Annotated in this window: 17 protein-coding genes and 1 tRNA gene; 12 read left to right on the top strand and 6 right to left on the bottom strand. The window is 72.7% G+C overall.

Annotated features, from left to right (window positions below):
* Positions 1-85 precede the first annotated feature (85 nt).
* From fdh to ABD831_RS03420, 4 genes are read left to right on the top strand one after another with little or no spacing between them, the layout of a single operon-like run.
* On the top strand, positions 86-3,412 hold the full coding sequence (fdh, locus tag ABD831_RS03435; RefSeq protein ID WP_344941516.1) for a formate dehydrogenase: 3,327 nt from the start codon (positions 86-88) through the stop codon (positions 3,410-3,412).
* Between the two features lie 3 nt (positions 3,413-3,415).
* Positions 3,416-4,540 carry a 4Fe-4S dicluster domain-containing protein gene (locus ABD831_RS03430; RefSeq protein ID WP_344941513.1) on the top strand — a complete coding sequence of 375 codons (1,125 nt, stop codon included), beginning with the start codon at positions 3,416-3,418 and terminating at the stop codon, positions 4,538-4,540.
* Positions 4,537-5,637, top strand: coding sequence for an NrfD/PsrC family molybdoenzyme membrane anchor subunit (gene nrfD / locus ABD831_RS03425; RefSeq protein WP_344941510.1), 1,101 nt, complete (start codon positions 4,537-4,539; stop codon positions 5,635-5,637). The genes ABD831_RS03430 and nrfD overlap by 4 nt, the downstream gene beginning before the upstream one ends.
* A gap of 34 nt (positions 5,638-5,671) precedes the next feature.
* Positions 5,672-7,000 (top strand): L-lactate MFS transporter, encoded by a 1,329-nt coding sequence (locus tag ABD831_RS03420; RefSeq protein WP_344941505.1) that lies wholly within the window; start codon positions 5,672-5,674, stop codon positions 6,998-7,000.
* Positions 7,001-7,142: 142 nt separating this feature from the next.
* On the opposite strand, the gene selD is transcribed toward ABD831_RS03420, so the two are convergent.
* Positions 7,143-8,135 (bottom strand): selenide, water dikinase SelD, encoded by a 993-nt coding sequence (gene selD, locus ABD831_RS03415; RefSeq protein ID WP_344941502.1) that lies wholly within the window; start codon positions 8,133-8,135, stop codon positions 7,143-7,145.
* A gap of 86 nt (positions 8,136-8,221) precedes the next feature.
* Between selD and ABD831_RS03410 the strand changes: the two genes are divergently transcribed.
* The 5 genes from ABD831_RS03410 (at position 8,222) to ABD831_RS03390 (ending at position 17,093) form a co-directional block, all read left to right on the top strand.
* A tRNA-Sec gene (locus ABD831_RS03410) sits at positions 8,222-8,317 on the top strand.
* A 39-nt stretch (positions 8,318-8,356) separates the two neighbouring features.
* A complete protein-coding gene (selA, locus tag ABD831_RS03405; protein WP_344941499.1) occupies positions 8,357-9,661 on the top strand; it encodes an L-seryl-tRNA(Sec) selenium transferase in 1,305 nt (434 codons plus the stop codon).
* A 2-nt stretch (positions 9,662-9,663) separates the two neighbouring features.
* Positions 9,664-11,484, top strand: coding sequence for a SelB domain-containing protein (locus ABD831_RS03400; RefSeq protein WP_344941496.1), 1,821 nt, complete (start codon positions 9,664-9,666; stop codon positions 11,482-11,484).
* Positions 11,485-11,594: 110 nt separating this feature from the next.
* Positions 11,595-12,056 carry a universal stress protein gene (locus ABD831_RS03395; RefSeq protein WP_344941493.1) on the top strand — a complete coding sequence of 154 codons (462 nt, stop codon included), beginning with the start codon at positions 11,595-11,597 and terminating at the stop codon, positions 12,054-12,056.
* A 96-nt stretch (positions 12,057-12,152) separates the two neighbouring features.
* Positions 12,153-17,093 carry an ATP-dependent helicase gene (locus ABD831_RS03390; protein WP_344941490.1) on the top strand — a complete coding sequence of 1,647 codons (4,941 nt, stop codon included), beginning with the start codon at positions 12,153-12,155 and terminating at the stop codon, positions 17,091-17,093.
* A gap of 18 nt (positions 17,094-17,111) precedes the next feature.
* Here ABD831_RS03390 and ABD831_RS03385 read toward each other — a convergent pair whose 3' ends face one another.
* The gene (locus ABD831_RS03385; RefSeq protein ID WP_344941488.1) at positions 17,112-17,996 is read right to left on the bottom strand and encodes a hypothetical protein; all 885 of its coding nucleotides are present in this window, start codon (positions 17,994-17,996) and stop codon (positions 17,112-17,114) included.
* Between the two features lie 394 nt (positions 17,997-18,390).
* On the opposite strand from ABD831_RS03385, the gene ABD831_RS03380 reads away from it, so the two are divergent.
* Both ABD831_RS03380 and ABD831_RS03375 read left to right on the top strand, forming a co-directional pair.
* Positions 18,391-19,260, top strand: coding sequence for a DNA-formamidopyrimidine glycosylase family protein (locus ABD831_RS03380; RefSeq protein WP_344941485.1), 870 nt, complete (start codon positions 18,391-18,393; stop codon positions 19,258-19,260).
* Between the two features lie 83 nt (positions 19,261-19,343).
* On the top strand, positions 19,344-19,772 hold the full coding sequence (locus ABD831_RS03375; protein WP_344941482.1) for a VOC family protein: 429 nt from the start codon (positions 19,344-19,346) through the stop codon (positions 19,770-19,772).
* Here the strand turns inward: ABD831_RS03375 and ABD831_RS03370 are convergent.
* From ABD831_RS03370 to ABD831_RS03360, 3 genes are all read right to left on the bottom strand, one after another.
* Entirely contained in the window at positions 19,749-20,696 is a 948-nt protein-coding gene (locus ABD831_RS03370) for a carbohydrate kinase family protein (RefSeq protein ID WP_344941479.1), read from the bottom strand. The two genes, ABD831_RS03375 and ABD831_RS03370, sit on opposite strands and share 24 nt — an antisense overlap.
* A gap of 23 nt (positions 20,697-20,719) precedes the next feature.
* Positions 20,720-21,967: a hypothetical protein gene (locus ABD831_RS03365; RefSeq protein ID WP_344941476.1), complete on the bottom strand. Its 1,248-nt coding sequence runs from the start codon at positions 21,965-21,967 to the stop codon at positions 20,720-20,722.
* A 79-nt stretch (positions 21,968-22,046) separates the two neighbouring features.
* Positions 22,047-23,771 (bottom strand): glycerol-3-phosphate dehydrogenase/oxidase, encoded by a 1,725-nt coding sequence (locus ABD831_RS03360; protein ID WP_344941474.1) that lies wholly within the window; start codon positions 23,769-23,771, stop codon positions 22,047-22,049.
* A 277-nt stretch (positions 23,772-24,048) separates the two neighbouring features.
* Here ABD831_RS03360 and glpK point away from each other — a divergent pair, with 277 nt between their 5' ends.
* Positions 24,049-25,575 carry a glycerol kinase GlpK gene (glpK, locus tag ABD831_RS03355; RefSeq protein WP_344941471.1) on the top strand — a complete coding sequence of 509 codons (1,527 nt, stop codon included), beginning with the start codon at positions 24,049-24,051 and terminating at the stop codon, positions 25,573-25,575.
* 13 nt (positions 25,576-25,588) lie between these two features.
* Here the strand turns inward: glpK and ABD831_RS03350 are convergent, their stop codons facing one another.
* Positions 25,589-26,095 carry a MarR family winged helix-turn-helix transcriptional regulator gene (locus tag ABD831_RS03350; RefSeq protein WP_344941468.1) on the bottom strand — a complete coding sequence of 169 codons (507 nt, stop codon included), beginning with the start codon at positions 26,093-26,095 and terminating at the stop codon, positions 25,589-25,591.
* Between the last annotated feature and the right edge of the window lie 8 nt (positions 26,096-26,103).

Raw genomic sequence — 26,103 nt, 5'->3', positions numbered from 1 at the left:
TCGCCCAAGTGGGTAATGCTTCTGTGGCGCCTCCCAGACTCTCGTGCTGTCATGGTGCGGTCGCCCAGTCCAGAGAGGTGCAGCGGTGGATCCCAAGAAGACGTTGTTGTCCTGGCCGGTCGTCCGTCAGGTGCGCTCCGGCGACTTCCTCGGCCGAGGGCCGTCGGTCACCTCCGCCCACACGCGTGAGCTCGCGCCCCGCACGGCCACCGCGGACAAGGTCGTCCAGAGCGTCTGCCCCTACTGCGCGGTCGGCTGCGGTCAGCGGGTCTTCGTCAAGGACGGCCGCGTCGTCCAGATCGAGGGCGACCCTGACTCGCCGGTGTCGCGTGGGCGCCTGTGCCCCAAGGGATCCGCGAGCGAGCAGCTCGTCAACAACCCCGGCCGTCAGCGCAAGGCGCTCTACCGCCGTCCCGGCGGCACGGACTGGGAGCCGATCGAGCTGTCGACGGCCGTCGAGATGGTCGCGCAGCGGTTCGTCGAGTCGCGGCGCCGCACGTGGCAGGACCACGACGAGCACGGGCGCCCACTGCGGCGCACCATGGGGATCGCCTCGCTGGGCGGAGCGACGCTCGACAACGAGGAGAACTACCTCATCAAGAAACTCTTCACCGCCGCGGGCGCCATCCAGATCGAGAACCAAGCCCGTATTTGACACTCCTCCACGGTCCCCAGTCTGGGGTCCTCGTTCGGGCGCGGCGGCGCCACGCAGTACGTGCAGGACCTGTCCAACGCCGACTGCATCGTCATCCAGGGATCGAACATGGCCGAGTGCCATCCGGTCGCGTACCAGTGGGTGACCGAGGCGCGGCTCAAGGGCGCACGGGTCATCCACGTCGACCCACGGTTCACGCGCACGTCGGCCACGGCCGACAAGCACATCCCGATCCGGGCCGGCAGCGACGTCGTGCTGCTCGGCGCCCTCATCAAGTACATCCTCGACAACGAGCTGTACTTCAAGGAGTACGTCGTCGCGTACACCAACGCCGCGACGCTCGTGAGCGAGAAGTACCGGGACACGGAGGACCTCGACGGGCTCTTCTCCGGCTACGACGACGCGAAGGGCAGCTACTCCCAGGAGACCTGGGCCTACGCCAGCAGCGACGGTGAGGACGACGAGACGCCGGGCACCATCGGGGGCCCTGCGGCCGGGCACGAGCACGGTGAGACCAAGTCGGACCGTGCCGCGGGCGACGAGCACGGGTCCGGTGGTCCCGCCCTCGAGCACGCCAGGGTCCTGCGTGACGAGACGCTCCAGGACCCCAACACCGTCTTCCAGATCCTCAAGAAGCACTACGCCCGCTACACCCCGGAGATGGTGGCCGACACGTGCGGCATCAGCGTCGACGACTTCGACTACCTCGCCCGTTCGGTCACCGAGAACAGCGGACGCGAACGCACCACGGCATTCGTCTATGCCGTCGGCTGGACCCAGCACACGCTCGGCGCTCAGTTCATCCGCACCGCTGCGATCGTGCAGCTGCTGCTCGGCAACATGGGCCGGCCGGGCGGCGGCATCATGGCCCTTCGCGGGCACGCCAGCATCCAGGGCTCGACCGACATCCCGACGCTCTACAACATCCTCCCCGGCTACCTCGCGATGCCCGTCGCGGGGCTGCACGACACGTGGGACGACTACCTCGGCGCGATCGGCAACAAGGAGCAGAAGGGCTTCTGGGCCAACGCCGACACGTATGCCGTCAGCCTGCTCAAGTCGTGGTGGGGCAAGGCCGCCACGGCCGAGAACGACTGGTGCTTCGACTACCTGCCGAGGCTGACCGGTGCACACGGCACCTACCAGACGACCATGGCGATGCTGGACGGCCAGGTCGAGGGCTACTTCCTGCTCGGCCAGAACCCTGCGGTCGGCTCCGCGCACGGCCGCATGCAGCGGCAGGCCATGTCGCACCTCAAGTGGCTCGTCGTGCGCGACTTCAACATGATCGAGTCCGCCACCTTCTGGAAGGACGGCCCCGAGATCGCTTCCGGCGAGCTCGCCACCGAGGACATCGAGACCGAGGTCTTCTTCCTCCCGGCGGCGGCGCACACCGAGAAGAGCGGATCGTTCACCCAGACCCAGCGGATGCTGCAGTGGCACCACCAGGCAGTCCAGCCCGAGGGCGACTGCCAGAGCGAGCTGCAGTTCTTCTACGAGCTCGGCCGGCGGGTGCGCGAGCTGCTCGCGGACTCGACCGACGACCGTGATCGTCCGTTGCTCGACCTGACGTGGGACTACCCCACCGACGAGCACGGCGACCCGGACGCCGAGGCGGTTCTCGCCGAGATCAACGGACGCCACCTGTCGGGCGACAAGGCGGGCCGGCCTCTGTCGGCCTACACGGAGATGAAGGCCGACGGCTCCACCGACGGTGGGTGCTGGATCTACACGGGTGTCTACGCCGACGGCGTCAACCATGCCGCCGACCGCAGGCCCGGTCGGGAGCAGGACCTCACCGCCCTCGACTGGGGCTGGGCGTGGCCGGCCAACCGCCGCATCCTCTACAACCGCGCCTCAGCGGACCCCGAGGGCAAGCCCTGGAGCCAGCGCAAGAAGTACATCTGGTGGGACGAGGAGCAGGGCAGGTGGACGGGTCACGACGTGCCCGACTTCGTGCCCGACAAGGCGCCCTCCTTCCGACCCGAGCCGGGGACGGGCGGCCCGGCAGGGCTTGCCGGCGACGACCCGTTCGTCATGCAGGCCGACGGCAAGGGCTGGCTCTTCGCGCCCAAGGGCATGCTCGACGGGCCGCTGCCGACCCACTACGAGCCGCAGGAGTCCCCGGTCCAGAACCCGCTCTACGCCCAGCAGTCGAACCCGGCCCGCAAGGTGTTCCCGCGCAAGGACAACCTGTGGAGCCCGTCGGGTGACTCGCCGGGTGCCGACGTCTACCCGTACGTCTTCACGACCTACCGTCTGACCGAGCACCACACGGCCGGCGGCATGAGTCGGTGGCTGCCCTACCTGTCGGAGCTCCAGCCCGAGTTCTTCTGCGAGGTCTCGCCGGAGCTGGCGGCCGAGCGTGGTCTCGAGAACGGCGGGTGGGCCACCATCGTCTCGGCCCGCGCCGCCATCGAGGCCCGCGTCATGGTCACCGAACGGATGACGCCGCTGACCATCACGGGCCGGACCATCCACCAGGTCGGGCTGCCCTACCACTGGGGCGTCGGCCGCGATGCGGTCGTGAGCGGCGACGCCGCCAACGACCTGCTGGGTGTCGCGCTCGACCCCAACGTGCAGATCCAGGAGAGCAAGGCCGGCTCGTGCGACATCGTGCCCGGCCGTCGCCCCGCCGGCGAGGAGCTGCTGCGACTCGTCGCGGAGTACCAGTCGCGCGCGGGCAGCACCGTCATGACGAGCAACGAGCTGCGCACCGGACACCCCGAATCCACGCCCGACACGAGAGAAGGCTGACCGATGGGCTTCTGGCGCAACCAGCTCTCCGGCCCCACCGACCCGGCGGCCGACGCTGCGTGGGACCGGCACGAGCCACGCAAGGGGTTCTTCACCGACACCTCGATCTGCATCGGGTGCAAGGCGTGCGAGGTGGCCTGCAAGGAGTGGAACGGCATCCCCGAGGACGGCCTCGACCTGCTGAACCAGTCCTACGACAACACCGGCGCGCTCGGTGCGAGCACGTGGCGACACGTCGCCTTCGTCGAGCAGACGAGCGACCGCATCGAGCAGGCCCGCGAGTCGGGACGCAAGCTGGTCTCCCTCGGTATGCCGTCGGTGCGCTCGAGTGACGAGGCGGTCCTCGCCGGTGGCGGGGGCACGGCGACGGCGACGCTCGCGGCTCCGGGCGAGCTGCGCCCCGGCGCGGCGGCCGGCCCCGGTCCGACCGACACCGCGGTGCCCGACATGCGGTGGCTGATGGCCTCCGACGTGTGCAAGCACTGCACCCACGCGGCCTGCTTGGACGTGTGCCCCACCGGTGCCCTCTTCCGCACCGAGTTCGGCACCGTCGTCGTTCAGGACGACGTCTGCAACGGCTGCGGCTACTGCGTCGCAGCCTGCCCGTTCGGCGTCATCGAGCGTCGGAGCGGGAAGGAGGGACACGAGGAGACCGGCCAGTCGCACGGCATCAGCATCAAGGGCGCGGGTGGCGACGGCTCCCACAAGAACCCTCCCTCGTACGCCGCGTCCAACGGCGAGGTCAAGAACGTCGGCATCGCCCAGAAGTGCACGCTCTGCTACGACCGCCTCGGTGCGGGGGAGACCCCCGCGTGCGCCCAGGCCTGCCCCACGACGTCGATCAAGTTCGGTGACCTCGACGAGATGCGGGCCACGGCCCGGGCCCGCGTCGCCCAGCTGCACGAGCAGGGCTTCACCGAGGCGCGTCTCTACGGCGTCGACGAGAACGACGGCGTCGGCGGCACCGGCTCGACCTTCCTGCTGCTCGACGAGCCCGAGGTCTACGGCCTGCCGCCGGACCCGAGGGTCACCACGGCGGACCTGCCCGACATGTTCCGCAAGGCCGGCTACGCGGGGCTGACGATGCTCGCGATGGCGGCGGTCGCCGTCGTCGGGAGGCGGAAGTGACGACCAACCCGTTCGACGCAGACCGGCCGCCGGAGCGCCGGAAGCGTCGCCGCGACGACTCCTCGCCCGACACCGCCCGACGAGGCCGCGACGAGTCGCTCATGGTCCCGGACGTCAGCTTCGACAGCTACTACGGGCGCCACATCGTCAAGCCGGCGCCCTGGGGGAAGGAGGTTGCGGCATACCTCTTCCTCGGCGGCGTCGCCGCGGGCTCCGCCCTGCTCGGCGCGGGCGGGGCAGCCCGCGGATATCCCGCGTTGCGCCGCGCCGGACGGGTCGGAGCCGTCGCGGGAGCCGCCCTCGGCGGTGCGGCGCTGGCCATGGACCTCGGCAAGCCGAGCCGGGCGCTCAACATGATGCGAACCGTCAAGCTCACCTCGCCGATGTCGGTCGGCTCGTGGATCCTGACCGCGTTCGGGACCTTCGCCGGCGCGGCCCTCGCTTCAGAGGTCGGTCGCCCGATGCTCGAGCGGCGTTCGCGCACAGGCAGATCCGGCGGTGCTGTCTCCCTGCTGACCAAGGCCCTGAAGCTCGCGGACGGACCGGCCACCGTGGGGTCCGCGTTCTTCGCGCCACCGCTGGCCGCCTACACGGCGGTCCTGCTCGCCGACACGGCCACCCCGACCTGGCACGAGTCCTACCGCGAGCTGCCCTTCGTCTTCGTCAGCTCCGCCAACCTCGCGGCCTCCGGTCTCGCCCTCGTCACCGTCCCCACGCGCGAGAACGGCCCGGCGCGCAAGCTCGCGGCCGTCAGCGCGCTCGCCGAGCTCGTCGCCTTCGAGCGCATGCAGGACCAGCTGGGGCCGACCCTGTCGGAGCCGCTGCGCACCGGCAAGGCCGGACGACTGCTCAAGGCCAGCCGGGCACTGACGATCGGCGGTGCCGTCGGCGCCGTCGCCCTCGGCGGCAACCGGGTCACTGCGGCGCTGAGCGGGGCTGCCCTGATGGCGGCCTCCGTGTGCACCCGCTTCGGCGTCTTCGAGGCCGGCATGGTCTCGGCGATCGACCCGAAGTACACCGTCGAGCCGCAGCGTGAGCGGCTCGAGAAGCGTCGTGCCGCCGGCGTCGTCGACGACTCGATCACGACGGCGCGCTGACGCGCCTGACCACCAGGATGAGAAGGGGAGCCTCATGAGCACGAACGCGGTCCGGAACGACAGCACCGCCTCACCGGGCGGCAACCGATGGCTCATCCTCGTGGCCGGAGTCCTCGTGCAGCTCGCCATCGGCGCCGTCTACGCGTGGAGCGTCTTCGCCAAGGCGATGCAGAGTCCCGATGCGTTCGGGTGGTCCAAGGCGCAGGCGGCAGTGCCCTTCGAGGTCGCGATCGGCATGATCTTCGTCGGCAGCTACATCGGAGGTCGCATCCAGGACCGACGCGGACCGAAGGTCGTGGCGCTGACCGGCGGCATCGTCTACAGCATCGGCGTCATGCTCGCCTCCTTCGCCGACAAGGACCGTTTCTGGGTCCTGCTGCTCGGCTACGGCGTGCTCGGCGGCTTCGGCCTGGGCATGGCCTACATCGTCCCGATCGCCATGCTGCAGAAGTGGTTCCCCGACAAGCCGGGTCTCATCACGGGCATCGCCGTGGCGGGCTTCGGCTTCGGCGCCGTCATCACGGCGCCGCTGGGGCAGCGGCTCATCGCCGGTGACCCGTCGATGCCGACCAAGGCCTTCCTGCCGCTCGGCATCGGCTACCTGGTCGCGGTCGTCATCGGCGCGAGCCTCTTCCGCAACCCGCCGGAGGGCTACCGGCCCCCCGGCATGACCGCCGACGTCGCGGGCCACGGGGTACAGGCACACACGAAGGACCCGGTGCCCGAGGCGGACTTCACGGCGGACGAGGCCCTGCGGACCCCGCAGTGGTACCTCCTGACCGCGATCCTCACCCTCAGCGTGACCGCCGGCATCTCGCTCATCTCCGTCGCAGCCGGCAGTGCGAGCGACGTCGCAGGCTACTCGGCCGCGGCTGCAGCCAGCCTCGTCGGCGTGCTCGGCCTCTTCAACGGCGGCGGCCGCATCCTCTGGGGCTGGCTCTCGGACCGCATCGGCAAGATGCCGGCGTTCATGGGGATCCTCGGCATCCAGGGCGTGTGTCTGCTGCTCATCCCGCACGTGGCGTCGCCGATCCTGTTCGCCGTCCTCGCCGCGCTCGTCTACACCTGCTACGGCGGCGCCTTCGGCACCATGCCCTCGACAGCCGGGCGCTTCTTCGGGGTCCGAAACGCCGGCGCGATCTACGGCCTGATGCTCATCGGGTGGAGCATCGGCGGCATCGTCGGTCCGCTGCTCATCTCCTCGCTCATCGGCGAGCAGAAGGCCTACACGCTCGGCTTCACCGTGGTCGGGATCATCGCGCTCGTCGGGATGGCCCTGCCGATGCTGACGAAGAAGCCCGCTCCCCGGACGGCGAACCCGGCAGCGTCGGGCTCCACGACCACCCCTGCTGCCCGCCGCTGACTGCCCCGTCAGACGGGACGGATGACGCAGCCTCGCGCGTCCGCGACGCGTGCACGTGCTCGGGCCACCGCCTACGCGGCCTGACGGTGCGTCATCCGTCCCCGACACCGACAGAGGTGTGCCGTGCGTCCCCGCCCGCCGTTCAGCGCACCTGCATGACGTGGTCGCCGCGCGGCACGAGCTCGCCGATGACCGTGCCGCCGGGGACCTCGCCGACGACGAGCAGGCCACCGCTGGTCTGCGCGTCGGCGAGCAGCAGCAGCTCGTCGTGGTCGACCGCGGCCGCGAGGTGCGGGTGCACCCAGTCGAGGTTGCGCTGGCTGCCCCCGGGCACGTAGCCCGCGGCCAGCGAGGCGCGTGCCCCGTCGAGGTAGGGCACCGCGGCCGCGTCGATGACAGCGGTCACTCCCGATGCCCGGGCCATCTTGTAGAGGTGCCCGAGCAGTCCGAAGCCGGTGACGTCGGTCGCCGCCCGGACGCCGTGCGCGAGGGCGTCCCGGCTCGCCACGTCGTTGAGCGCAACCATCGACGCGACAGCCTCGGGGAAGACCTCACCCGTCGCCTTGTGCCGGTTGTTGAGCACCCCGACACCGAGCGGCTTGGTGAGGCTGAGGGGCAGTCCCGCTTCACCGGCGTCGTTGCGCAGCAGGCGGTTCGGGTCTCCGACGCCGGTCACGGCCATGCCGTACTTCGGCTCGGGGTCGTCGATGCTGTGGCCTCCGGCGACCGGGCAGCCGGCCAGGCGCGCGACGTCGAGACCCCCGCGCAGGACCTCTGCGGCCAGCTCGGTCGGCAGGACGTCCCGCGGCCAGCCGAGGAGGTTCACGGCCAGAACGGGACGTCCGCCCATCGCGTAGATGTCGGACAGGGCGTTCGCCGCCGCGATGCGACCCCAGTCGTAGGCGTCGTCCACCACCGGGGTGAAGAAGTCGGCCGTCGCGAGCACGGCGAGGCCGTCGGCGACCATGACGGCGGCCGCGTCGTCACCGTCGTCGAGGCCGACGAGCAGGTCGGCCCCTGCGATCCCGGTGAGCCCGCGCACCATGTCCTCGAGCTCGCCGGGTGGGATCTTGCACGCACAGCCGCCGCCGTGCGCGTACTGGGTCAGTCGCACCGTGTCCACGTCTGCAGTCATACCCCACCCACGACGGGCGTATGCCGTCCGGGGCCCGCCCCCGCACCCTCCGATCCCGCCGGGCGGGCGATGGGTACGGTGGCCGTGGAGGTGTCTGGGCACCTGGTGGTCCCCCCGGTCTTCAACACCGGTGAGGCCGAGTATCTCGGCCTGGCGGGTTCGATTCCCGTCCACCTCCGCCATGTCTTTGCGGGAGAGTCCTAGCGGGAGAGGAAGTCGTTGTGGCGCAGTCAGATCCGCGACGGGCCGTTCCACGCACCGACGTGCTGATGGCTCACCCGGACCTCGTCGCCGCCGTGACCCGGCACGGCACGGCGACGGTCAAGGCGGCGGTGCGCTCGGCCCAGGACCGCGCCCGCAGCGGCGAGATCGCGCCGGACGACGTGGTCGCGGCGGCGCACGCGGCGCTCCCGGCCCGGAGCACGACCCTCCGCCCGCTCCTCAACGCCACCGGTGTCGTCGTGCACACGAACATCGGCCGGGCCCCGCTCTCGGACGCTGCGGTGGACGCGGTCGTGGCGGCCGCGGCCTACGTCGACGTCGAGTACGACACCGCCACCGGGGCGCGGGCCCGGCGCGGGCGGGGGACTCTCGAGGCGCTCCGTGCCGCCGTGCCCGCTGCCGGCGACGCGCTCGTCGTCAACAACGGTGCTGCCGCGCTCGTCCTCGCCACCACCTCCCTGGCTGCGGGACGGGAGGTGCTGGTGAGCCGCGGCGAGATGGTCGAGATCGGTGACGGCTTCCGGCTGCCCGACCTCATCGCCTCGACGGGCGCCCGCCTCCGCGAGGTGGGGACGACCAACCGCACACGGCTCGCCGACTACGCCGCCGCCCTCGGTCCTGACACCGGGTGCATCCTCAAGGTGCACCCGAGCAACTTCCGGGTCGAGGGCTTCACGAGCGCCGCGTCCGTCCGTGAGCTCGCGACCCTGGGCGCGCCGCTCGTCGTCGACACCGGCAGCGGGCTGCTGCGGCCCGACCCGATGCTGCCCGACGAGCCTGACGTGACGACGGCGCTCACCGACGGCGCGACCATCGTCACGGCCAGCGGCGACAAGCTGCTCGGCGGCCCGCAGGCGGGTCTCGTCCTCGGCGAGGCCGCCACGGTCGAGCGGCTGCGGCGCCACCCGCTGGCCCGTGCGCTGCGCGTCGACAAGCTGACCCTGGCGGCGCTCGAGGCGACCCTGCGCGGCCCGGTCCCGCCGGTCACCGACTACCTCCACGTCGACCTCGACCGGCTGCGCGCCCGCACCGAGCGCCTCGCCGCCGCGGTGGCGGGCGAGGTCGTCCCGGTCGAGGGGCGGGTCGGCGGAGGCGGGGCCCCGGGCCTGCCTCTTCCCGGCTGGGCCGTCGCCCTGCCCGAGGAGTACGCGGAGCGACTGCGGCGCGCCGAGACCGGGGTCGTCGCGCGCGTGGAGCGGGGACGCTGCCTCCTCGACCTGCGGTGCGTGCCGCCGGACCGCGACCGGGACGTCGAGCGGGCCGTCCTCGCGGCCCGCGACGTGGACCACCCGAGCGGCGACTGACCGTGCACGTCATCGCGACCGCGGGGCACGTCGACCACGGCAAGTCCACGCTCGTGCGGGCGCTCACGGGGATCGAGCCCGACCGCTGGGCCGAGGAGCGCCGGCGCGGCATGACGATCGACCTCGGCTACGCGTGGACCACCCTGGCCTCGGGCGCCGACGTGGCCTTCGTCGACGTCCCGGGCCACCAGCGCTTCATCGGCAACATGCTGGCCGGCCTCGGGCCGGCCCCCGCCGTCGTGCTCGTCGTGGCGGCCGACGAGGGATGGCGACCGCAGTCGGCCGAGCACCTCGCGGCCGTCGACGCGCTCGGCATCTCGCGCGGGCTCGTCGTCGTGACACGCAGCGACCTCGCGGACCCGGGCCCGGCCCTCGCCGAGGCGCTCGAGCACGTCGGCTGCACGAGCCTCGCCGGCAGTGCCGCGCTCGCGGTGTCGGCGCGCACCGGTCACGGCCTCGACGCCCTCCGCACGGCCCTCGACGACCTCGTCGCCTCCCTGCCTGTTCCCGACCGGACCGGACGCCTGCGCCTGTGGGCCGACCGGTCGTTCTCGGTGCGTGGCAGCGGCACCGTCGTCACCGGCACCCTCGGCGCCGGGACGATCCGGGTCGGCGACGAGCTCCTCGTCCAACGCGCGAGCGGCGCCTCGCGGGCGGTCACCGTCCGCGGCCTCCAGAGCCTGGGCCGGACCCGCGACGAGGTGTCGGCCGTGGCGCGCGTCGCGGTCAACCTGCGCGGGGTCGGGGTCGACGAGGTCGGGCGCGGCGACGTCCTGCTGACGCCGCGCGCCTGGCACGTCACGACGACCCTCGACGCACGGCTCGTCGGTGCCGCCGGTGCCTCCGGTGCCGCCATCGCCGCGGTCGAGCCGGATCCGCTCCCGTCGCACGTCATGCTCCACGTCGGCACCCTCGCCGTCGAGGCCCGGGTGCGGCCCCTCGGCCCGGGCGCGGTGCGCCTCGCCCTGCCGGCGGCGCTTCCCGTCGTGGCCGGCGACCGCATCCTGCTGCGCGACCCCGGCTCGCGCCGGGTCGTGGGCGCGGTCGTGGTCGATGCAGACCCGCCGGTGCTCGACCGGCGCGGCGCGGCCGCCCGGCGGGCCGAGGTCGTCCGCGGCCTGGCCGGTGCACCCGACCTCGGCCGTGAGGTCGGTCGCCGCGGCTGGATGAGGCCGTCCGACGCCGCGTCGCTCGGGATCGTCGTGCCGCCCGGTGAGCGCCCGACGGCGACCGTCGCGCGTCGCGGCACCTGGCTCGTCGACGACGAGGCCTGGCAGGCCGCGGCCCTCCGCCTGCAGCAGGCCGTCCGGGCGCGAGCCGACTCCGCACCGATCGATCCGGTGCTCGCGCTCGAGGCGGCTCGGGCCGCCGCAGGCGTGCCGGACCGCGCCCTGGTGGGCGATCTCGCCCTGGCTGCGGGGCTCGAGGTGCGTGACGGTCGGGTGGGTCTCCCGGGCCGTGCGGCGGCCCTGGCGACCGGGGCCGAGGCCGCACTGAGCAGGATCGAGGAACGTCTTCGGCAGAGGCCGTTCGCGGCGCCGGAGCAGCACGACCTCGACGCCGCCGGCCTCGGTGCGCGCGAGCTCGCAGCCGCCGAGGGCACCGGCCGCATCCTCAGGCTCCCGGGTGACGTCGTCCTGCTGCCGAACGCCCCGGCGCTCGCCATGCGAGAGCTCGCCGCGCTGCCCCAGCCGTTCACCACCAGCGACGCCCGCCAGGCGCTGGACAGCACCCGACGCGTCGTCATCCCGCTGCTCGAGCACCTCGACGGTCGGGGATGGACCCGCCGGCTCGACGGCTCGCACCGGGAGGTCGCCCGCTGAGCCGACACGGCATACGTGCTCGTATGCCGTGAAGCGACCGACAGGGACCAACGGCCCTGCCCGGTCGTTCCCCCACCCGCGAGGCTGGAGGGGAGCGAGAGGCGGCGACCATGACCGAGCGCGACAGCACGGCTGACCCGACACCCGACACGACACCGGCGCGGATCGTGGTCGGGGTCGACGGGTCCGTGTCCTCGAAGCAGGCGCTGCGCTGGGCAGCCCGTCTGGCCGCGGCCGACGGGAGCCGGATCGAGGCCGTGACCGCGTGGGACTACCCGCCGTCGTTCAACGCTCCGGTGGACGTGGACTGGCGCCCCGACCTCGACGCAGACACGATCCTGACGGAGACGCTGGACGAGGTGTTCGGCGACCACCGTCCTGAGGGCCTCGAGCCGGTGGTCGCCCACGGCCAGGCCCGGACGGTGCTCATCGAGGCCAGCCGCGGCGCGTCGCTCCTCGTCGTCGGCAGCCGCGGGCACGGTGGCTTCGCGGGGCTGCTGCTCGGCTCGGTCAGCTCGGCCTGCTCGGAGCACGCGCACTGCCCGGTGCTCGTCCTCCACGACCGGGACTGACCGGGACTGACCGGGACTGACCGGGACTGACCGGATCCGGTCTGGACCAACCCGGCCCGCTGGGGGATGTCGGTGCGGGATGGCAGGCTGAGCCCGATGGCGAAGGGCAAGCGGGCCGACGTGCTCGACCGTTTCTCTCCGGCGACCGCCGAATGGTTCCGGAGCAGCTTCAGCGCGCCCACGACCGCGCAGGCGGGGGCGTGGGACGCGATCAGCTCCGGCCACCACACCGTCGTCGTCGCTCCCACCGGGTCGGGCAAGACGCTCTCGGCGTTCCTCTGGGCCATCGACCGGATGGCGAGCGAACCGGTCCCGGAGGAGCGGCTCGAGCGGTGCCGTGTGCTCTACATCTCGCCGATGAAGGCGCTCGCGGTCGACGTCGAGCGCAACCTGAGAGCGCCGCTCGTCGGCATCGGCCACGCCGCCACCCGGCTCGAGCTGGCCCCGCCCGACATCAGCGTCAGCGTCCGCTCGGGGGACACACCGGCCAACGAGCGCCGCGCCTTCGCCCGCACGCCCACCGACATCCTCATCACGACGCCCGAGTCGCTCTTCCTCATGCTGACCTCGTCGGTGCGCGAGGCCCTCAGGGGGGTCGAAACGGTCATCCTCGACGAGGTCCACGCCGTGGCCGGCACCAAGCGTGGCGCGCACCTCGCCCTCAGCCTCGAGCGCCTCGACGCACTGCTCCCCAAGCCGGCCCAGCGGGTCGGGCTGTCGGCGACCGTGCGACCCGTCGAGGAGGTGGCCCGCTACCTCGCCGGTGGCCGCCCCGTCGAGATCGTGCAGCCCAAGTCCACCAAGGAGTGGGACCTCGACGTCGTCGTCCCCGTGCCCGACATGGGCGAGCTGTCGGGGAGCCCCGTCGAGATCTCGCCCGGGGTCCCCGACCTGTCTGGCCCGGCCGCGGGCAACGCGCCGCAGGCGAGCATCTGGCCGCACGTCGAGGAGCGCATCGTCGACCTCATCGCCGACCACCGGTCCACGCTCGTCTTCGCCAACTCGCGGCGCCTCGCCGAGCGGCTGACCTCGCGGCTCAACGAGATCTGGGAGGAGCGGCTCGCCGAGCAGGAGGGTCTGCCCGTCCCGAGCCTCGCAGCGCTCTCGACCCAGCCCCGTAACCAGCCACCCGCGCAGGTCATGGCCCAGGCCGGCTCCTCCCGCGGGGCGCCGGCGGTGCTGGCCCGCGCCCACCACGGCTCGGTGAGCAAGGAGCACCGCGCCGCCATCGAGGAGGACCTCAAGGCCGGACGCCTGCCGGCCGTCGTCGCCACGAGCAGCCTCGAGCTCGGCATCGACATGGGCGCCATCGACCTCGTCATCCAGGTCGAGAGCCCGCCGTCGGTCGCGAGTGGGCTGCAGCGCGTCGGCCGCGCCGGGCACCAGGTCGGCGCCGTCAGCCAGGGCGTCATGTTCCCGAAGTTCCGCGGCGACCTCGTGCAGACCGCCGTCGTCGTCGAGCGCATGCGCGCCGGGGCCATCGAGTCGCTGCGCATCCCGGCCAACCCCGTCGACGTGCTGGCCCAGCAGGTCGTCGCGATGTGCGCGATGGACGACTGGTCCGTCGCCGACGTCGAGGCTCTCGTGCACCGGGCGGCGAGCTTCGCCTCGCTGCCGCGCTCGGTCCTCGAGGCGACGCTCGACATGCTCGCCGGCCGCTACCCGTCCGACGAGTTCGCCGAGCTGCGCCCCCGCATCGTCTGGGACCGCGTCAGCGACACGCTCTCGGGCCGCCGGGGTGCCCAGCGCCTCGCCGTCACCAGTGGCGGCACCATCCCCGACCGGGGGTTGTATGCCGTGTTCCTCGCCTCCGGCGAGGGGCCCGGCCGCCGGGTGGGCGAGCTCGACGAGGAGATGGTCTACGAGTCCCGCGTCGGCGACGTCTTCACCCTCGGCACGTCGACGTGGCGCATCGAGGACATCACCCACGACCGCGTCCTCGTCACCCCCGCACCGGGGCAGGCCGGCAAGCTGCCGTTCTGGAAGGGCGACCAGCAGGGCCGTCCCGCCGAGCTGGGCCGGGCGCTCGGCGGCTTCGTGCGCGAGATCGTGGGCCTCACCCCCGAGCGGGCCCGGGCACGGGTCACCGCCGCCGGGCTCGACGAGTGGGCCGCCGACAACCTCATCGGCTACCTCACCGAGCAGAAGGAGGCGACGCGGCACGTCCCCGACGACCGGACCATCGTCGTCGAGCGCTTCCGCGACGAGATCGGCGACTGGCGGGTCGCGGTGCTCTCGCCCTTCGGTGGCCAGGTCCACGCGCCGTGGGCCCTCTGCGTCGCGGCCCGCATGCGTGAGCGTTTCGGCATCGACGTCCAGGCCATGCACGGCGACGACGGCATCGTCTTCCGGCTGCCCGACCTCGAGTTCGAGGACGGGGCGGCCATCGGCCAGCAGCTCGTCGAGCTCGTCACCCTCGAGCCCGAGGAGGTCAGCGAGCTCGTCACGCAGGAGATCGGCGGATCCGCCCTGTTCGCAGCGCGGTTCAGGGAGTGCGCGGCTCGCGCTCTGCTCCTGCCTCGGCGCCGACCCGACAAGCGCCAGCCGCTGTGGCAGCAGCGCCAGCGGGCAGCTCAGCTGCTCGAGGTGGCCAGCCAGTACCCGTCGTTCCCGATCGTGCTCGAGGCCGTCCGCGAGTGCGTCCAGGACGTCTTCGACGTGCCCGGTCTCGTCGAGCTCATGGGCGACATCCGCTCGCGTGCGGTCAAGGTCGTCGACGTCGAGTCGAGCCAGCCGAGCCCGTTCGCCAAGTCACTCGTCTTCGGCTACGTCGCGCAGTACCTCTACGAGGGCGACTCGCCACTGGCCGAGCGACGCGCTGCCGCGCTCGCGCTCGACCCGTCGCTGCTGTCCGAGCTGCTCGGGCAGGGCGAGGCGCTCGCGCTGCGCGACCTGCTCGACCCCGAGGCGGTCGCCCGCACCGAGGCCGAGCTCCAGCGACTGACGCCCGAGCGCGGAGCCCGCGACGCCGAGGACGTCGCCGACCTGCTGCGCGTGCTCGGTCCGCTGTCCCTGCGCGACATCGTCGCGCGAGCCGCGGAGGGCTTCGCCCCGGCCGCCGTCGAAGCGTCCATCACCGAGCTCGAGGCGGCCCGTCGAGTCATCGCCGTCCGCGTCGGCGGAGACGACCGGTGGGCAGCGATCGAGGACGCCGCCCGGCTGCGCGATGCCCTCGGCACCGCGCTGCCGGTCGGGGTGCCGCAGGCCTTCCTCGACCCGGTGCCGGACCCGCTGGCCGACCTCGTCGCCCGCTTCGCCCGCACCCACGGACCCTTCGCCGTGCAGACCGTCGCCGCGTGGTGGGGCGTCGGCCCCGCCGTCGTCCACGACGCCCTGCGCCGCCTGGTGTCGTCCGGCCGCGTCGTCGAGGGCGAGCTGCTCCCGACCGAGAACGGCGGCGGCCACGGTCCCGAGTTCTGCGACGCCGAGGTGCTGCGCCTGCTCCGTCGGCGCTCGCTCGCTGCGCTCCGTCACGAGGTCGAGCCCGTCGCACAGCCCGACCTGGCGCGCTTCCTGCCGCAGTGGCAGGGCGTCGGTGGCGGACTGCGCGGACGTGAGGGGCTGCTCCGCGCCGTCGAGCAGCTGACCGGCGCGGTCCTGCCCGCGAGTGCGCTCGAGTCGCTCGTCCTGCCGGCGCGGGTCGCCGACTACCGTCCGGCGCTGCTCGACGAGGTGATGAGCGCAGGCGAGGTCGTCTGGCGTGGCCACGGCTCGCTCCCCGGCGACGACGGCTGGGTCAGCCTCCACCTCGCCGACGCCGCGCACCTGACGCTGACGCCGCCCGAGGTCGTGGAGCTCACCGACGACGAGCAGGCCGTGCTCGACGCGCTCGAGGGGGGCGGCGCCTACTTCTTCCGTGCCCTCTCGACGAGGGTCGGCCTCGGCGACGCCGCCCTCAACGACGCGCTCTGGTCGCTGCTCTGGTCGGGCCGCATCACCAACGACACGATCGCGCCGCTGCGCGCCCTGCTCGCCGGCGGCCGCACCGCCCACAAGCGCACCACGAGCGGCCCGCGCTCGACGAGGTATGCCGGCCGGCGCGGTTCGCTGGGCCGCTTCGGCTCCCTGCGTGGCCCCCTCGCCGGCACGAGCCCAGCCCAGGTCGAGGCGGCGGAGGAGGCGGCGACGGGCAAGGCACTCGCGGCGGGCAGAGCCGTGGGTTCCGGTCCCTCGACGGGTGTCGGTCGCTGGACGGCCCTGCCGCCGGCAGAGTCCGACCCGACGGTGCGGGCCGTGACCAACGCCGAGCTGCTCCTCGACCGCTACGGCGTGCTGACCCGCGGGTCGGTCGTCACCGAGGACGTGCCCGGTGGGTTCGCAGCCGTCTACCGCGTGCTCGCGGCCGCCGAGGAGGCGGGCAAGGTGCGGCGCGGCTACTTCGTCGAAGGTCTCGGTGCCTCGCAGTTCGCCTCGACCGGCGCCGTCGACCGGCTCCGGTCCATGTCCCGCCTACCCGGCGGCGACGACGGGGTCGGCGGTCGACGTGTCGAGGCTGCCGACGGCGACGAGTGGCTCGCGCCCTCGCCCGGCACGTCCGCCGGGTCCGCAGCAGCAGGTCACGCCGGTCGGCGTGACCGTGAGCGCACCGGACCTCCGGCGCTCGTCCTCGCGGCCAGCGACCCCGCCAACCCCTACGGTGCCGCCATCGGCTGGCCCGAGCGCGGGCTCACCGACGCCGCCGCCGACGAGCCGGCTGCTGGCAAGGAGGGCGAGGACGAGTCCGCTCCCAAGGCCTCCCGGCGCAAGGGGCACCAGCCCGGCCGCAAGGCCGGAGCCCTCGTCGTGGTCGTCGACGGCGAGCTCGTGCTCTACGTCGAGCGGGGCGGCAAGACCATGCTGTGCTGGTCCGACGCCCCCGAGCACCTCCAGGCCGCAGCCGACGCCCTGGCGCTCGCCGTCCGTGAGGGAGCCCTCGGTCGCCTCACCGTCGAGAAGGCCGACGGCGCCTCGGTGCTCGGCTCCGACCACCCGCTCGTGCAGGCGCTCTCGAATGCCGGCTTCCACATGACTCCGCGAGGCCTGCGCCTGCGCCGCTGAGCGGAGCCCGAACGCCGATCAGCCGAACGGGTCGCGGTCGGTCATCGTCACAGCACTGGGTGCAGAGGCTCGCCACTCGAGGGACGGTCGCGTCCCGAGGTGCGCCCGCAGACCCGGCTGGACGGCATACCACCCGATGAGCTCGGCGAGCTCGTCGGCGCGCAGCCAGAGGTAGGCGACGGGCACCGCCACCCGGACGGGGAGCGGCCGGTCGGTGACGTCGAGGGCCACGTCCACGGGGAAGGCCCGCACCGCGGGGTCCACGGCGCCGCCCAGGCCGTGCGCGAGATCGTCGGGGCGACCTCTCACGGACTCCCACGGGACGCTGGCCGAGCGCACGCCCCAGCGCAGCTCGATCGCGGCGGGCGTCAGGTAGACGCCGCCGGCCGCGGCCCGGCCGAGCACGAAGGGCGCCAGCCTCGAGCCGGCCACGAGGGCGAGCAGGACGAAGAGCAGCGCGACCCGCGGGGAAGGCGCGGTCAGCACAGCCATGAGGACGCACCACGCAGGCAGGACGAGAGCGGTCGTCACAGGTGTCGCCAGCGACCCGCGAGAGCGCCGGACCGCAGTGGAGGCGGCTCCGGAGGGCGCCGTGGCGAGCACGAGGATCCCGGGCCGCCGAACGCTCCACCACCAGCGCGACACCGCCTCGACGACCCAGACGAGAGCGCCGGCGGTGGTCAGCCCGAAGGCGCCGACCGCGAGCGCCCGAAGCCACAGGGGCTCGTCCGCGGACACGACGAGGACCGCCACGAGCACCCCCGCCGACGTTGCGAGAACGGCGAGCTCGGCGAGCAGGAGCGCGACGAAGGTGCCGGCACGCTCCCGGTCGAGCATCCGGCGGATGAAGGCCGGGCCGTTGCGCGCACCCCAGGCACCGGCCGAGGCGTAGCCGCCGATCATCGCGCAGGTCGGGCAGCGATGGGCATCTGGTGATGCTAGCCGCCCCGGCGCTGCTGAGCCCCGCCACCGCGGACCCGAGCTCGCGCACGGAGACAGCGGCCTCCAGCGTCGACCAGCTCGACCTCGTGACCGGCAAGTGGACCGCGGGTTGCCCGTTTCGGCGGCTTCGCGCGCTGCGTGACCCGGGCCGTGGAGCACGACGACGATCTCGAACCGGTCGGGCGGAAGGGTCTGGGCCGCGAGCGAGCCGAGGCACGTGGCCAGCCGGTCGCACGAGCCGAGGGCGGACACCACGACGGAGAGGTCACGCACCCGGCGAAGGTAGCGACTGCATGTGAATAGGCTGGACGGGCGCGCACCCGCGCAGGTGAACGACCGGTGAGCAGGAGGTGGCGTGCCCGAGGGAGACACCGTGTGGCGCACCGCCACCCGCCTCAACGAGGCCCTCGCCGGGCGCGAGATCATCGAGTCCGACCTGCGCTGGCCCGAGATCTCGACCGTGGACCTCACCGGCCGCACGACGCTCGAGGTCGTCAGCCGCGGCAAGCACGTGCTGCACCGGGTCGAGGGCGGTCTGACTCTCCACTCGCACCTGCGCATGGAGGGGCAGTGGCGGGTCGAGGCGACGCCGGGACTCGCCCCTCGGTGGCGGCGCAACCCGCAGCTGCGGGCCCTCGTCGCGGCGCCCGACTGGACGGCCCTCGGGCTGCGGCTCGGCATGCTCGACCTCGTGCCGACCGACCGCGAGGCCGACGTCGTGGGCCATCTCGGCCCCGACGTCCTCGGCCCGGACTGGGATCCGGTGCGCGCCGTCGACCACGTCGTGGGCAGCCACGTGCCGGTCGGGCAGGCGCTGCTCGACCAGCGCAACCTCGCCGGGGTCGGCACCATGTGGTGCGCCGAGACGCTCTTCCTCGAGCGTGTGCCCCCCTGGACCCCGGCCGACGAGCTCGGACGCGAGACCGTGGAGCGCATCGTGGCGCGGGCCCACCGGCTCATCGACAACGGTCGCCGGCAGGCGGTCCAGTCGAGCACCGGCAGCTACCGGCTCGACGAGGCGCACTACGTCCACGCCCGGAGCGGCCGGCCGTGCCGACGCTGCGGCACGACGGTCCGGGTCGCCATGATCGGGGAGCCCACGCGCGAGCGGACGATGTTCTACTGCCCGGGCTGCCAGGGCGGTCTGGGACCCACCGACGACGGCCGGCCCCAGGTGCCGCTCGGATCCAACCGTGGTGCGGCCCGCTCGCGCCGCTCGTACTGAAAAGGCCGTGGCTGTCGGGACGCCGTCCTACCGTGGTGGGTAGCCCAACCCCGCTGCCAGACCCCACCGAGAGGAGCACGGCCATGGCGTCCCGCCTCAACCCCTACATCAGCTTCAAGGACAACGCCCGAGCGGCGATGGAGTTCTACCAGTCGGTCTTCGGCGGCGAGCTCACGGTGTCGACCTTCGGCGAGTTCGGTCAGCCCGGACCAGGTGCCGACAACGTCATGCACGCGCAGCTCGAGACCCCGAGCGGCTACACGATCATGGCGTCCGACACCCCGGAGGGGATGACCCACCGGGAGGGATCGAGCATCACGGTGAGCCTCAGCGGCGACGACGGTGACGAGCTGCGTCGCTTCTGGGACGGCCTCGCCGACGGCGGCACCGTGACCATGCCCCTCGAGAAGCAGATGTGGGGTGACGAGTTCGGCCAGCTGACCGACCGGTTCGGCATCGGCTGGCTCGTCAACATCTCCGGGCAGCAGTCAGGAGACGCGGCCGCCGGCTGACCGGTCACCGACGTGCCCGACCCGCTCGAGCTGGCGGGTCAGCTCGTCCGCGCCGATCGGGCTCGCGTGCGTGCCTGCGGTCCCGCACGCCCAGGCGCCGGCGACCGCACCGGTCCTCGCTGCGGCGTGGGCGTCGCCGCCGGCCAGCCATGTGTGGAGGAACCCCGACACGTACGCGTCGCCCGCGCCGTTCGAGTCGATGGCAGGTCGACCGGGGATGTCGATCGCCGGCACGGCGAACGACCCGCCGTCGCGCACCGTCACGCGGCTGCCCTGCGCACCGTCCATGACGATGACGAGCCGGGTGCGGCCCCGGTCGAGCACGTCGGCGACGACGTCGGCCTCGATCCCGTCGAGGCGTGAGCCCGAGACGAAGACGAGGTCGGCGGCATACGCGAACGGCCGGTGGTGCGGGTTGTGCCCGTCCCAGTCGTGCAGGTCTGTCGAGGTGGTGGCCCCGGCGGCAGCCGCGTCCTCGAGCGCTCCCACGGTCCACGGCATGATCGAGGCGTGCACGTGACGAGCGTGCCCCAGCGGGCCCCGCCAGAGCGTGGGGTCCGGTGCCAGGTCGTAGGGGTGGCGCGGGTCGTAGAAGGACATCCGGCGGCCGCCCGCGTCGACGAGGTTGACCGCGCGCCGGGTCCCGCTCTCGTGGACGACGTGCTCGAAGGTCAGACCCTCGGCGGCGAAACGGTCGAGCAGCATCCGGCCCTCGCGGTCGTCGCCGATGACGTCGACGAAGCGGGTGGCGAGGCCGAGGCGGTGGCAGCCGAGCGCGACCCCGCTCCCCGTGTGCCCGACCACCGTGTCGATCGGCGGGACGACGTGGGAGTCGGCGAACGGGACGGGCAGCGCCTCGACCCGCACGATGGTGTCGACGCCGGCGCCGCCGACGACGAGGACGTCAGTGGTCGAAGGTGTCACCGGGCCATTCTGCACGGCTCGCGTCAGGGACGGGTCACGCTGAGCAGACCGAGGCACATCTCGTCCGTCGTGCCCTCGCCCCAGACGACGTAACGCTCGGGCAGACCCTGCAGGTCGGGCAGCTTGTCGCGCCACGCCTGGTCGTGGGTGCAGCTGACCTTGATCGAGTCACCGGGACGGATCGCCGTCGCCGGGATCGGGACCGATCCCTGGTTGTCGAAGTCCCAGACCTTGATGTCGAGCAGCGTCCTGGCCCGTGCCGTGCCCGGGTCGAGCTCGATGCGCAGCGACGACCCGAGCAGGTGCATGTGGCCGGCCACCGCGCGGATCGTGGCGGGGGCGTCGACCCGACGGGTGCACGACTGGGTCGGTCCAGGAGTCGGGATGACCGTGCCGTTGCACACGAGGAGCAGGCCGTTGACGATGGGCCCGGACATGGCGCCGAAGCGTGCCGTCACGTCGGCGACAGCGGCCGAACGGTCGCAGAGGGGCCCGGACTTGCCTGCGCGACAAGGAAGCTCGACCGGAGCCGGATAGAGCATCGTCTCGAGCGGCTTGAGCCTCGTCGACGACGACAGGCGCAGCTTGACGGACGTGCGGTCGGGAGTGACCCCGTGACGGAGGTTGTAGTGCACCTGCATCACGAGCAGGGACCCGCGCTTCAGGGGGATGCCGACGTCGGCGGGGAGCACGTTCTCCCTGCCACCGGGCGCCCAGGCACCCACCCACGGCGCGTCGTCGAGGCTGGCCCCGCGAGAGCCCAGACCGGTGCCACCGAAGCACGTCCAGCCGTTGCCGCCGCTCTCGGCGTCCCTGGCACGGGCGGCCGGAGCGGCCGACGGCGGCACGCGGAAGAGGATGACGTGGTGCACCTCGGCGGGCTGCCCGGGTGCGATGTCGAAGCCGGTGACGAAGGCGTCTCTGGCGAGCCCGGGGTCGAGGACGAAGCAGCGGTAGTCGTCGGTGCCCGTCCTCGGCGCCTTGGGGGTGTAGGAGACCGGAGAGGTCACGGTCCGCATCGTCTCGCCCGTGCGCAGCGCAGACGGCCGGGCCGGGGCCACCGGCTTCGCGGCGTGGGCGGTGGCGGCCGTCGACCCCGGAGCGGGGCCGGGGCCGGTCGTGTGGCCGGTCGTGTGGTCGGTCGTGTGGCCGGTCACGTGGCCGTCGAGCCGCGTCTGCGCCGCCGGGTTGGGCGTGCCGCACCCGGCGACGAGCAGCGCAAGCGCTGCCAGCGCGGCCGCGACCACGGGCAGACCACGTCGAGTCCTCATCGCGCCAGTCTAGGAACGCGGGCGCTCGACGGGACGGTTGTCGAGCCTTCGACCCCGCGCACGCCCGACCGTGACAGCGTCAGGAGCCCTCGGGCGCCCGACTCACGGGGATGCGCCGCGCGTCGGGGGCGCTGAGGCGCTCGGCGTTGGCCTCGGAGTCGGCCAGCTCCTTCTGCGACTCGCGCTCGGCCTCCACCCGCGCGGTGTAGCCCGCGACCTCGGCCTCGACGCGCTCGGCGTCCCAGCCGAGCACGGGCGCGATGATGTCGGCGACGGCGGGGGCGCTCTCGACACCACGGCTCGGGGTCTCGATGGAGATGCGGGTGCGGCGGGCCAGCACGTCGTCCAGGTGCAGCGCGCCCTCGTGCGTCGCGGCATACAACGCCTCGACCCGGAGGTACTCCTCGGCGCCGGGGAGCGGCTCGTAGAGCGAGCGGTCGTCCTCCGCGAGGGCGAAGAGCTCGTGGACGAGGGAGCCGTAGCGCTCGAGCAGGTGGGTGATGCGCCAGACCGGGAGGCCCTGGTGGCGGGCGAGGCGGTCGATCTGGTTGACGAGCGCGACGTAGCCCTCCGCGCCCGAGAGGGGGATGAACTCGGTGACGCTGTCGGAGACGTCGCCGCCGATGTCCTCGCGGGCGGCGTCGACGGCGTCGGCTGCCATGACCCGGTAAGTCGTGTACTTGCCGCCCGCGATGGAGATGAGTCCGGGCTGGGGACGGGCTACCGCGTGCTCGCGCGACAGCTGGCTCGTGTCCTCGCTCTCGCCGGACAGCAGCGGCCGCAGGCCGGCGTAGACGCCCTGGATGTCGTCGTGGGTCAGTGGCACCTTGAGCACGGTGTTGATGTGCTCGAGGATGTAGTCGATGTCGGCGCGGGTCGCCGCCGGGTGCGCGAGGTCGAGCTCCCAGTCGGTGTCGGTGGTGCCGACGATCCAGTGCGTGCCCCACGGGATGACGAAGAGCACGGACTTCTCGGTGCGCAGAATGAGGCCGGTCTCGGAGTTGATCCGGTCGCGGGCGACGACGATGTGCACCCCCTTGGAGGCACGCACGTGGAAGCGACCGCGGCCACCGGCCATCGTCTGGATGTCGTCGGTCCACACGCCGGTGCAGTTGATGACGACCGAGGAACGCACCTCGGTGCGCTCGCCCGTCTCGACGTCCTCGACGAGGGCGCCGACGACGCGCTCGCCCGCGCGGAGCAGCTCGACGACGCGCGCCGAGGCCACGACCGTGGCGCCGTAGGCCGCGGCCGTGCGCACCGTCGTCAGCGTGTGCCGGGCGTCGTCGGCCTGGGCGTCGTAGTAGAGCAGTCCGCCGGTCAGGGCATCGCGCCTGAGGGCAGGCGCGAGCTTGAGGGCGCCGGTGCGGGTCAGCTGCTTGTGGCGCGGCACCGAGCGTGCGCCGCCCATCGAGTCGTAGAGCGTGAGGCCGGCGGTGACGTAGGGCCGCTCCCAGCCGCGGCTGGTCAGCGGGTAGAGGAAGGAGACCGGCTTGACCAGGTGCGGGGCGATCCGGCTCAGCATCAGCTCGCGCTCCTTGAGCGCCTCACGGACGAGGTCGAAGTTCATCTGCTCCAGATAGCGCAGGCCACCGTGGAAGAGCTTGGAGGACCGCGACGAGGTGCCCGACGCGAAGTCCCGCTGCTCGACGAGAGCCGTCGACAGACCTCGCGTCGCCGCGTCGAGGGCGACTCCGCCGCCCGTCACCCCGCCCCCGATGACGAGCACGTCGAACTGCTTGGTGGCGAGGCGCTTCCACGCCCGCACGCGGTAGTCCGTGTCCAGCCGCACTGGGCTCGTCATCGGTGTCCCTTCACGTCGCTGCCGAAGATGCCACTCTAACGACCGGGATCCGATGTCGACTCCGGGCTGTTCACGGTCCGGTCGGCCCGTACCCTCGGCGCCACGACGACGGGGATGGCGGCGACGACTGGCTCGCTCTCGACAAGTCGTGGCACGGCGTCCACTTCCTGCTGACGGGAACGGCTACGGGCCTCCGCGGCTGCTCGATCCCGACGGTGAGCCGGTGACCGTGGCGGCTTCTCGCCAGTCCTCGGGGTAGCGACGGTACGGTCTGGTCATGCCGACGGAGCAGCGCAGCCATGTCGTGTCGATCGACCACGGGACGACGAGCACCCGGGCCATGGTGTTCGACCGCAGGGGCCGCGTCGTGGCTGTCGACCAGCAGGAGCACCGGCAGATCTTCCCGCGTGCGGGCTGGGTCGAGCACGACCCGATGGAGATCTGGGAGAACACCCGCCTCGTCGTCGGTGGGGCCCTGGGCAAGGCCAACCTCAACGCCACGCACATCGCTGCCGTCGGCATCACCAACCAGCGCGAGACCACCGTGGTGTGGGAGCGGGCGACCGGCCGACCGGTCCACAACGCCATCGTCTGGCAGGACACCAGGACCCAGGCGATCTGCGACGAGCTGGCCCGCGACGGCGGCGTGGACCGGTTCAAGGACGTGACCGGCCTGCCGCTCGCGACGTACTTCGCCGGACCCAAGGCGCGCTGGATCCTCGACCACGTCGAGGGCGCCCGCGAGCGCGCCGAGGCGGGGGAGCTGCTCTTCGGCACCATCGACACGTGGCTGCTGTGGAACCTCACCGGCGGGGCGGTCGACGGCGGCATCCACGTCACCGACGTCACGAACGCCTCCCGGACCCTGCTCATGGACCTGCGCACGCTCCAGTGGGATGCGGCCGCCGCCGAGGCGGTCGGTGTCCCGCTCGCGATGCTCCCCGAGATCCGGTCGTCGTCCGAGGTCTACGGCGCGTGCAAGCCCGGCATCCTCATCGACGTCCCGGTCGCCGGCATCCTCGGCGACCAGCAGGCAGCCACCTTCGGGCAGGCGTGCCTCGACGTCGGCACGGCGAAGAACACCTACGGCACCGGCAACTTCATGCTCCTCAACACGGGTGAGGAGATCGTCGCCTCGACCCACGGGCTGCTGACCACCGTCTGCTACCAGCTCGGCGACGCCAGGCCCGTCTATGCCCTCGAGGGGTCGATCGCTGTGACGGGCTCGCTCGTGCAGTGGCTGCGCGACAACCTGGGCCTCATCAAGGACGCCAAGGAGGTCGAGACGCTCGCCGCCACCGTCGAGGACAACGGTGGCGCCTACTTCGTGCCGGCCTTCTCGGGGCTCTTCGCGCCGCACTGGCGCCCGGATGCGCGCGGTGCGCTCGTCGGTCTCACGCGGTACGTCAACAAGGGCCACATCGCGCGAGCCGCTCTGGAGGCCACGGCTTTCCAGACGCGCGAGGTGCTCGAGGCGATGAACGCCGACTCGGGTGTGCCGCTCACCGAGCTCCGGGTCGACGGCGGCATGGTGGTCAACGAGACCCTCATGCAGTTCCAGGCCGACCTGCTCGGTGTCGACGTCGTGCGGCCGGTCGTGGCCGAGACCACCGCCCTGGGCGCTGCGTATGCCGCGGGGCTGGCCGTGGGCTACTGGCGCAGCACCGACGAGATCAGGGAGAACTGGGGCGAGGACCGTCGCTGGTCGCCCCAGCTCGACGAGCAGGAGCGCGAGCGCCTCTTCCGGATGTGGAAGAAGGCGGTGCAGCGCACGCTCGACTGGGTCGACGACGACACGCCCTGAGGCGCACCGGCCCTCAGTCGTCACCCTCGAGGTGCAGCACGACCTTGCGCAGCAGCCCGTTGAGCGCAACCAGCTCCTTGGCGGTGAGGCCGGAGAAGGCCGCCTTCTCACGTGCCATACCGGCCTCGATCCCCTTCTCCCACATGGCCCTTCCGGACGGCGTCGGCCTGATGAGGATGCGGCGCCGGTCGATGGGGTCGACCTCGCGGGTTGCGTGGCCGCGCTGGACGAGTCGGTCGAGCCGTGAGGTCATGGCCGCCCGGGTGACGCCGCAGGAGTCGGCGAGCTGCGCCGGTGTGGCCTCCTCCGGGTACGGCTGGATCATCAGGGCGTGGAGCGTCCAGTAGTCCTCGATCGTGTCGTCGGTGCCGGCGTAGCTGGCGTGGTCGGCTGCCTTGAGCCGCTTGGTGATCGCCTGCATGCGCGTGACCGCGCCCTCGACCTCGGGGTCCATGTCCTCGAGGAGGCCGCTCCAGCGGGCGACGTGCCGGTCGACCGAGTCCTGCCGTGCTCTCGCCATGTCAGCAG

This window comes from Terrabacter ginsenosidimutans (assembly GCF_039539425.1).
GTDB classification, from domain to species: domain Bacteria; phylum Actinomycetota; class Actinomycetes; order Actinomycetales; family Dermatophilaceae; genus Terrabacter; species Terrabacter ginsenosidimutans.
This window is presented reverse-complemented; position numbering and strand designations above follow the sequence as displayed.

Bases quoted from the DNA above. Each gene is read 5' to 3' on its own strand.
- ABD831_RS03430 (WP_344941513.1), top strand. From the start codon at position 3,416: ATGGGCTTCTGGCGCAACCAGCTCTCCGGCCCCACCGACCCGGCGGCC.
- ABD831_RS03420 (WP_344941505.1), top strand. From the start codon at position 5,672: ATGAGCACGAACGCGGTCCGGAACGACAGCACCGCCTCACCGGGCGGC.
- selD (WP_344941502.1), bottom strand. From the start codon at position 8,135: ATGACTGCAGACGTGGACACGGTGCGACTGACCCAGTACGCGCACGGC.
- ABD831_RS03395 (WP_344941493.1), top strand. From the start codon at position 11,595: ATGACCGAGCGCGACAGCACGGCTGACCCGACACCCGACACGACACCG.
- ABD831_RS03390 (WP_344941490.1), top strand. From the start codon at position 12,153: ATGGCGAAGGGCAAGCGGGCCGACGTGCTCGACCGTTTCTCTCCGGCG.
- ABD831_RS03385 (WP_344941488.1), bottom strand. From the start codon at position 17,996: ATGATCGGCGGCTACGCCTCGGCCGGTGCCTGGGGTGCGCGCAACGGC.
- ABD831_RS03375 (WP_344941482.1), top strand. From the start codon at position 19,344: ATGGCGTCCCGCCTCAACCCCTACATCAGCTTCAAGGACAACGCCCGA.
- ABD831_RS03365 (WP_344941476.1), bottom strand. From the start codon at position 21,967: ATGAGGACTCGACGTGGTCTGCCCGTGGTCGCGGCCGCGCTGGCAGCG.
- ABD831_RS03360 (WP_344941474.1), bottom strand. From the start codon at position 23,771: ATGACGAGCCCAGTGCGGCTGGACACGGACTACCGCGTGCGGGCGTGG.
- glpK (WP_344941471.1), top strand. From the start codon at position 24,049: ATGCCGACGGAGCAGCGCAGCCATGTCGTGTCGATCGACCACGGGACG.
- ABD831_RS03350 (WP_344941468.1), bottom strand. From the start codon at position 26,095: ATGGCGAGAGCACGGCAGGACTCGGTCGACCGGCACGTCGCCCGCTGG.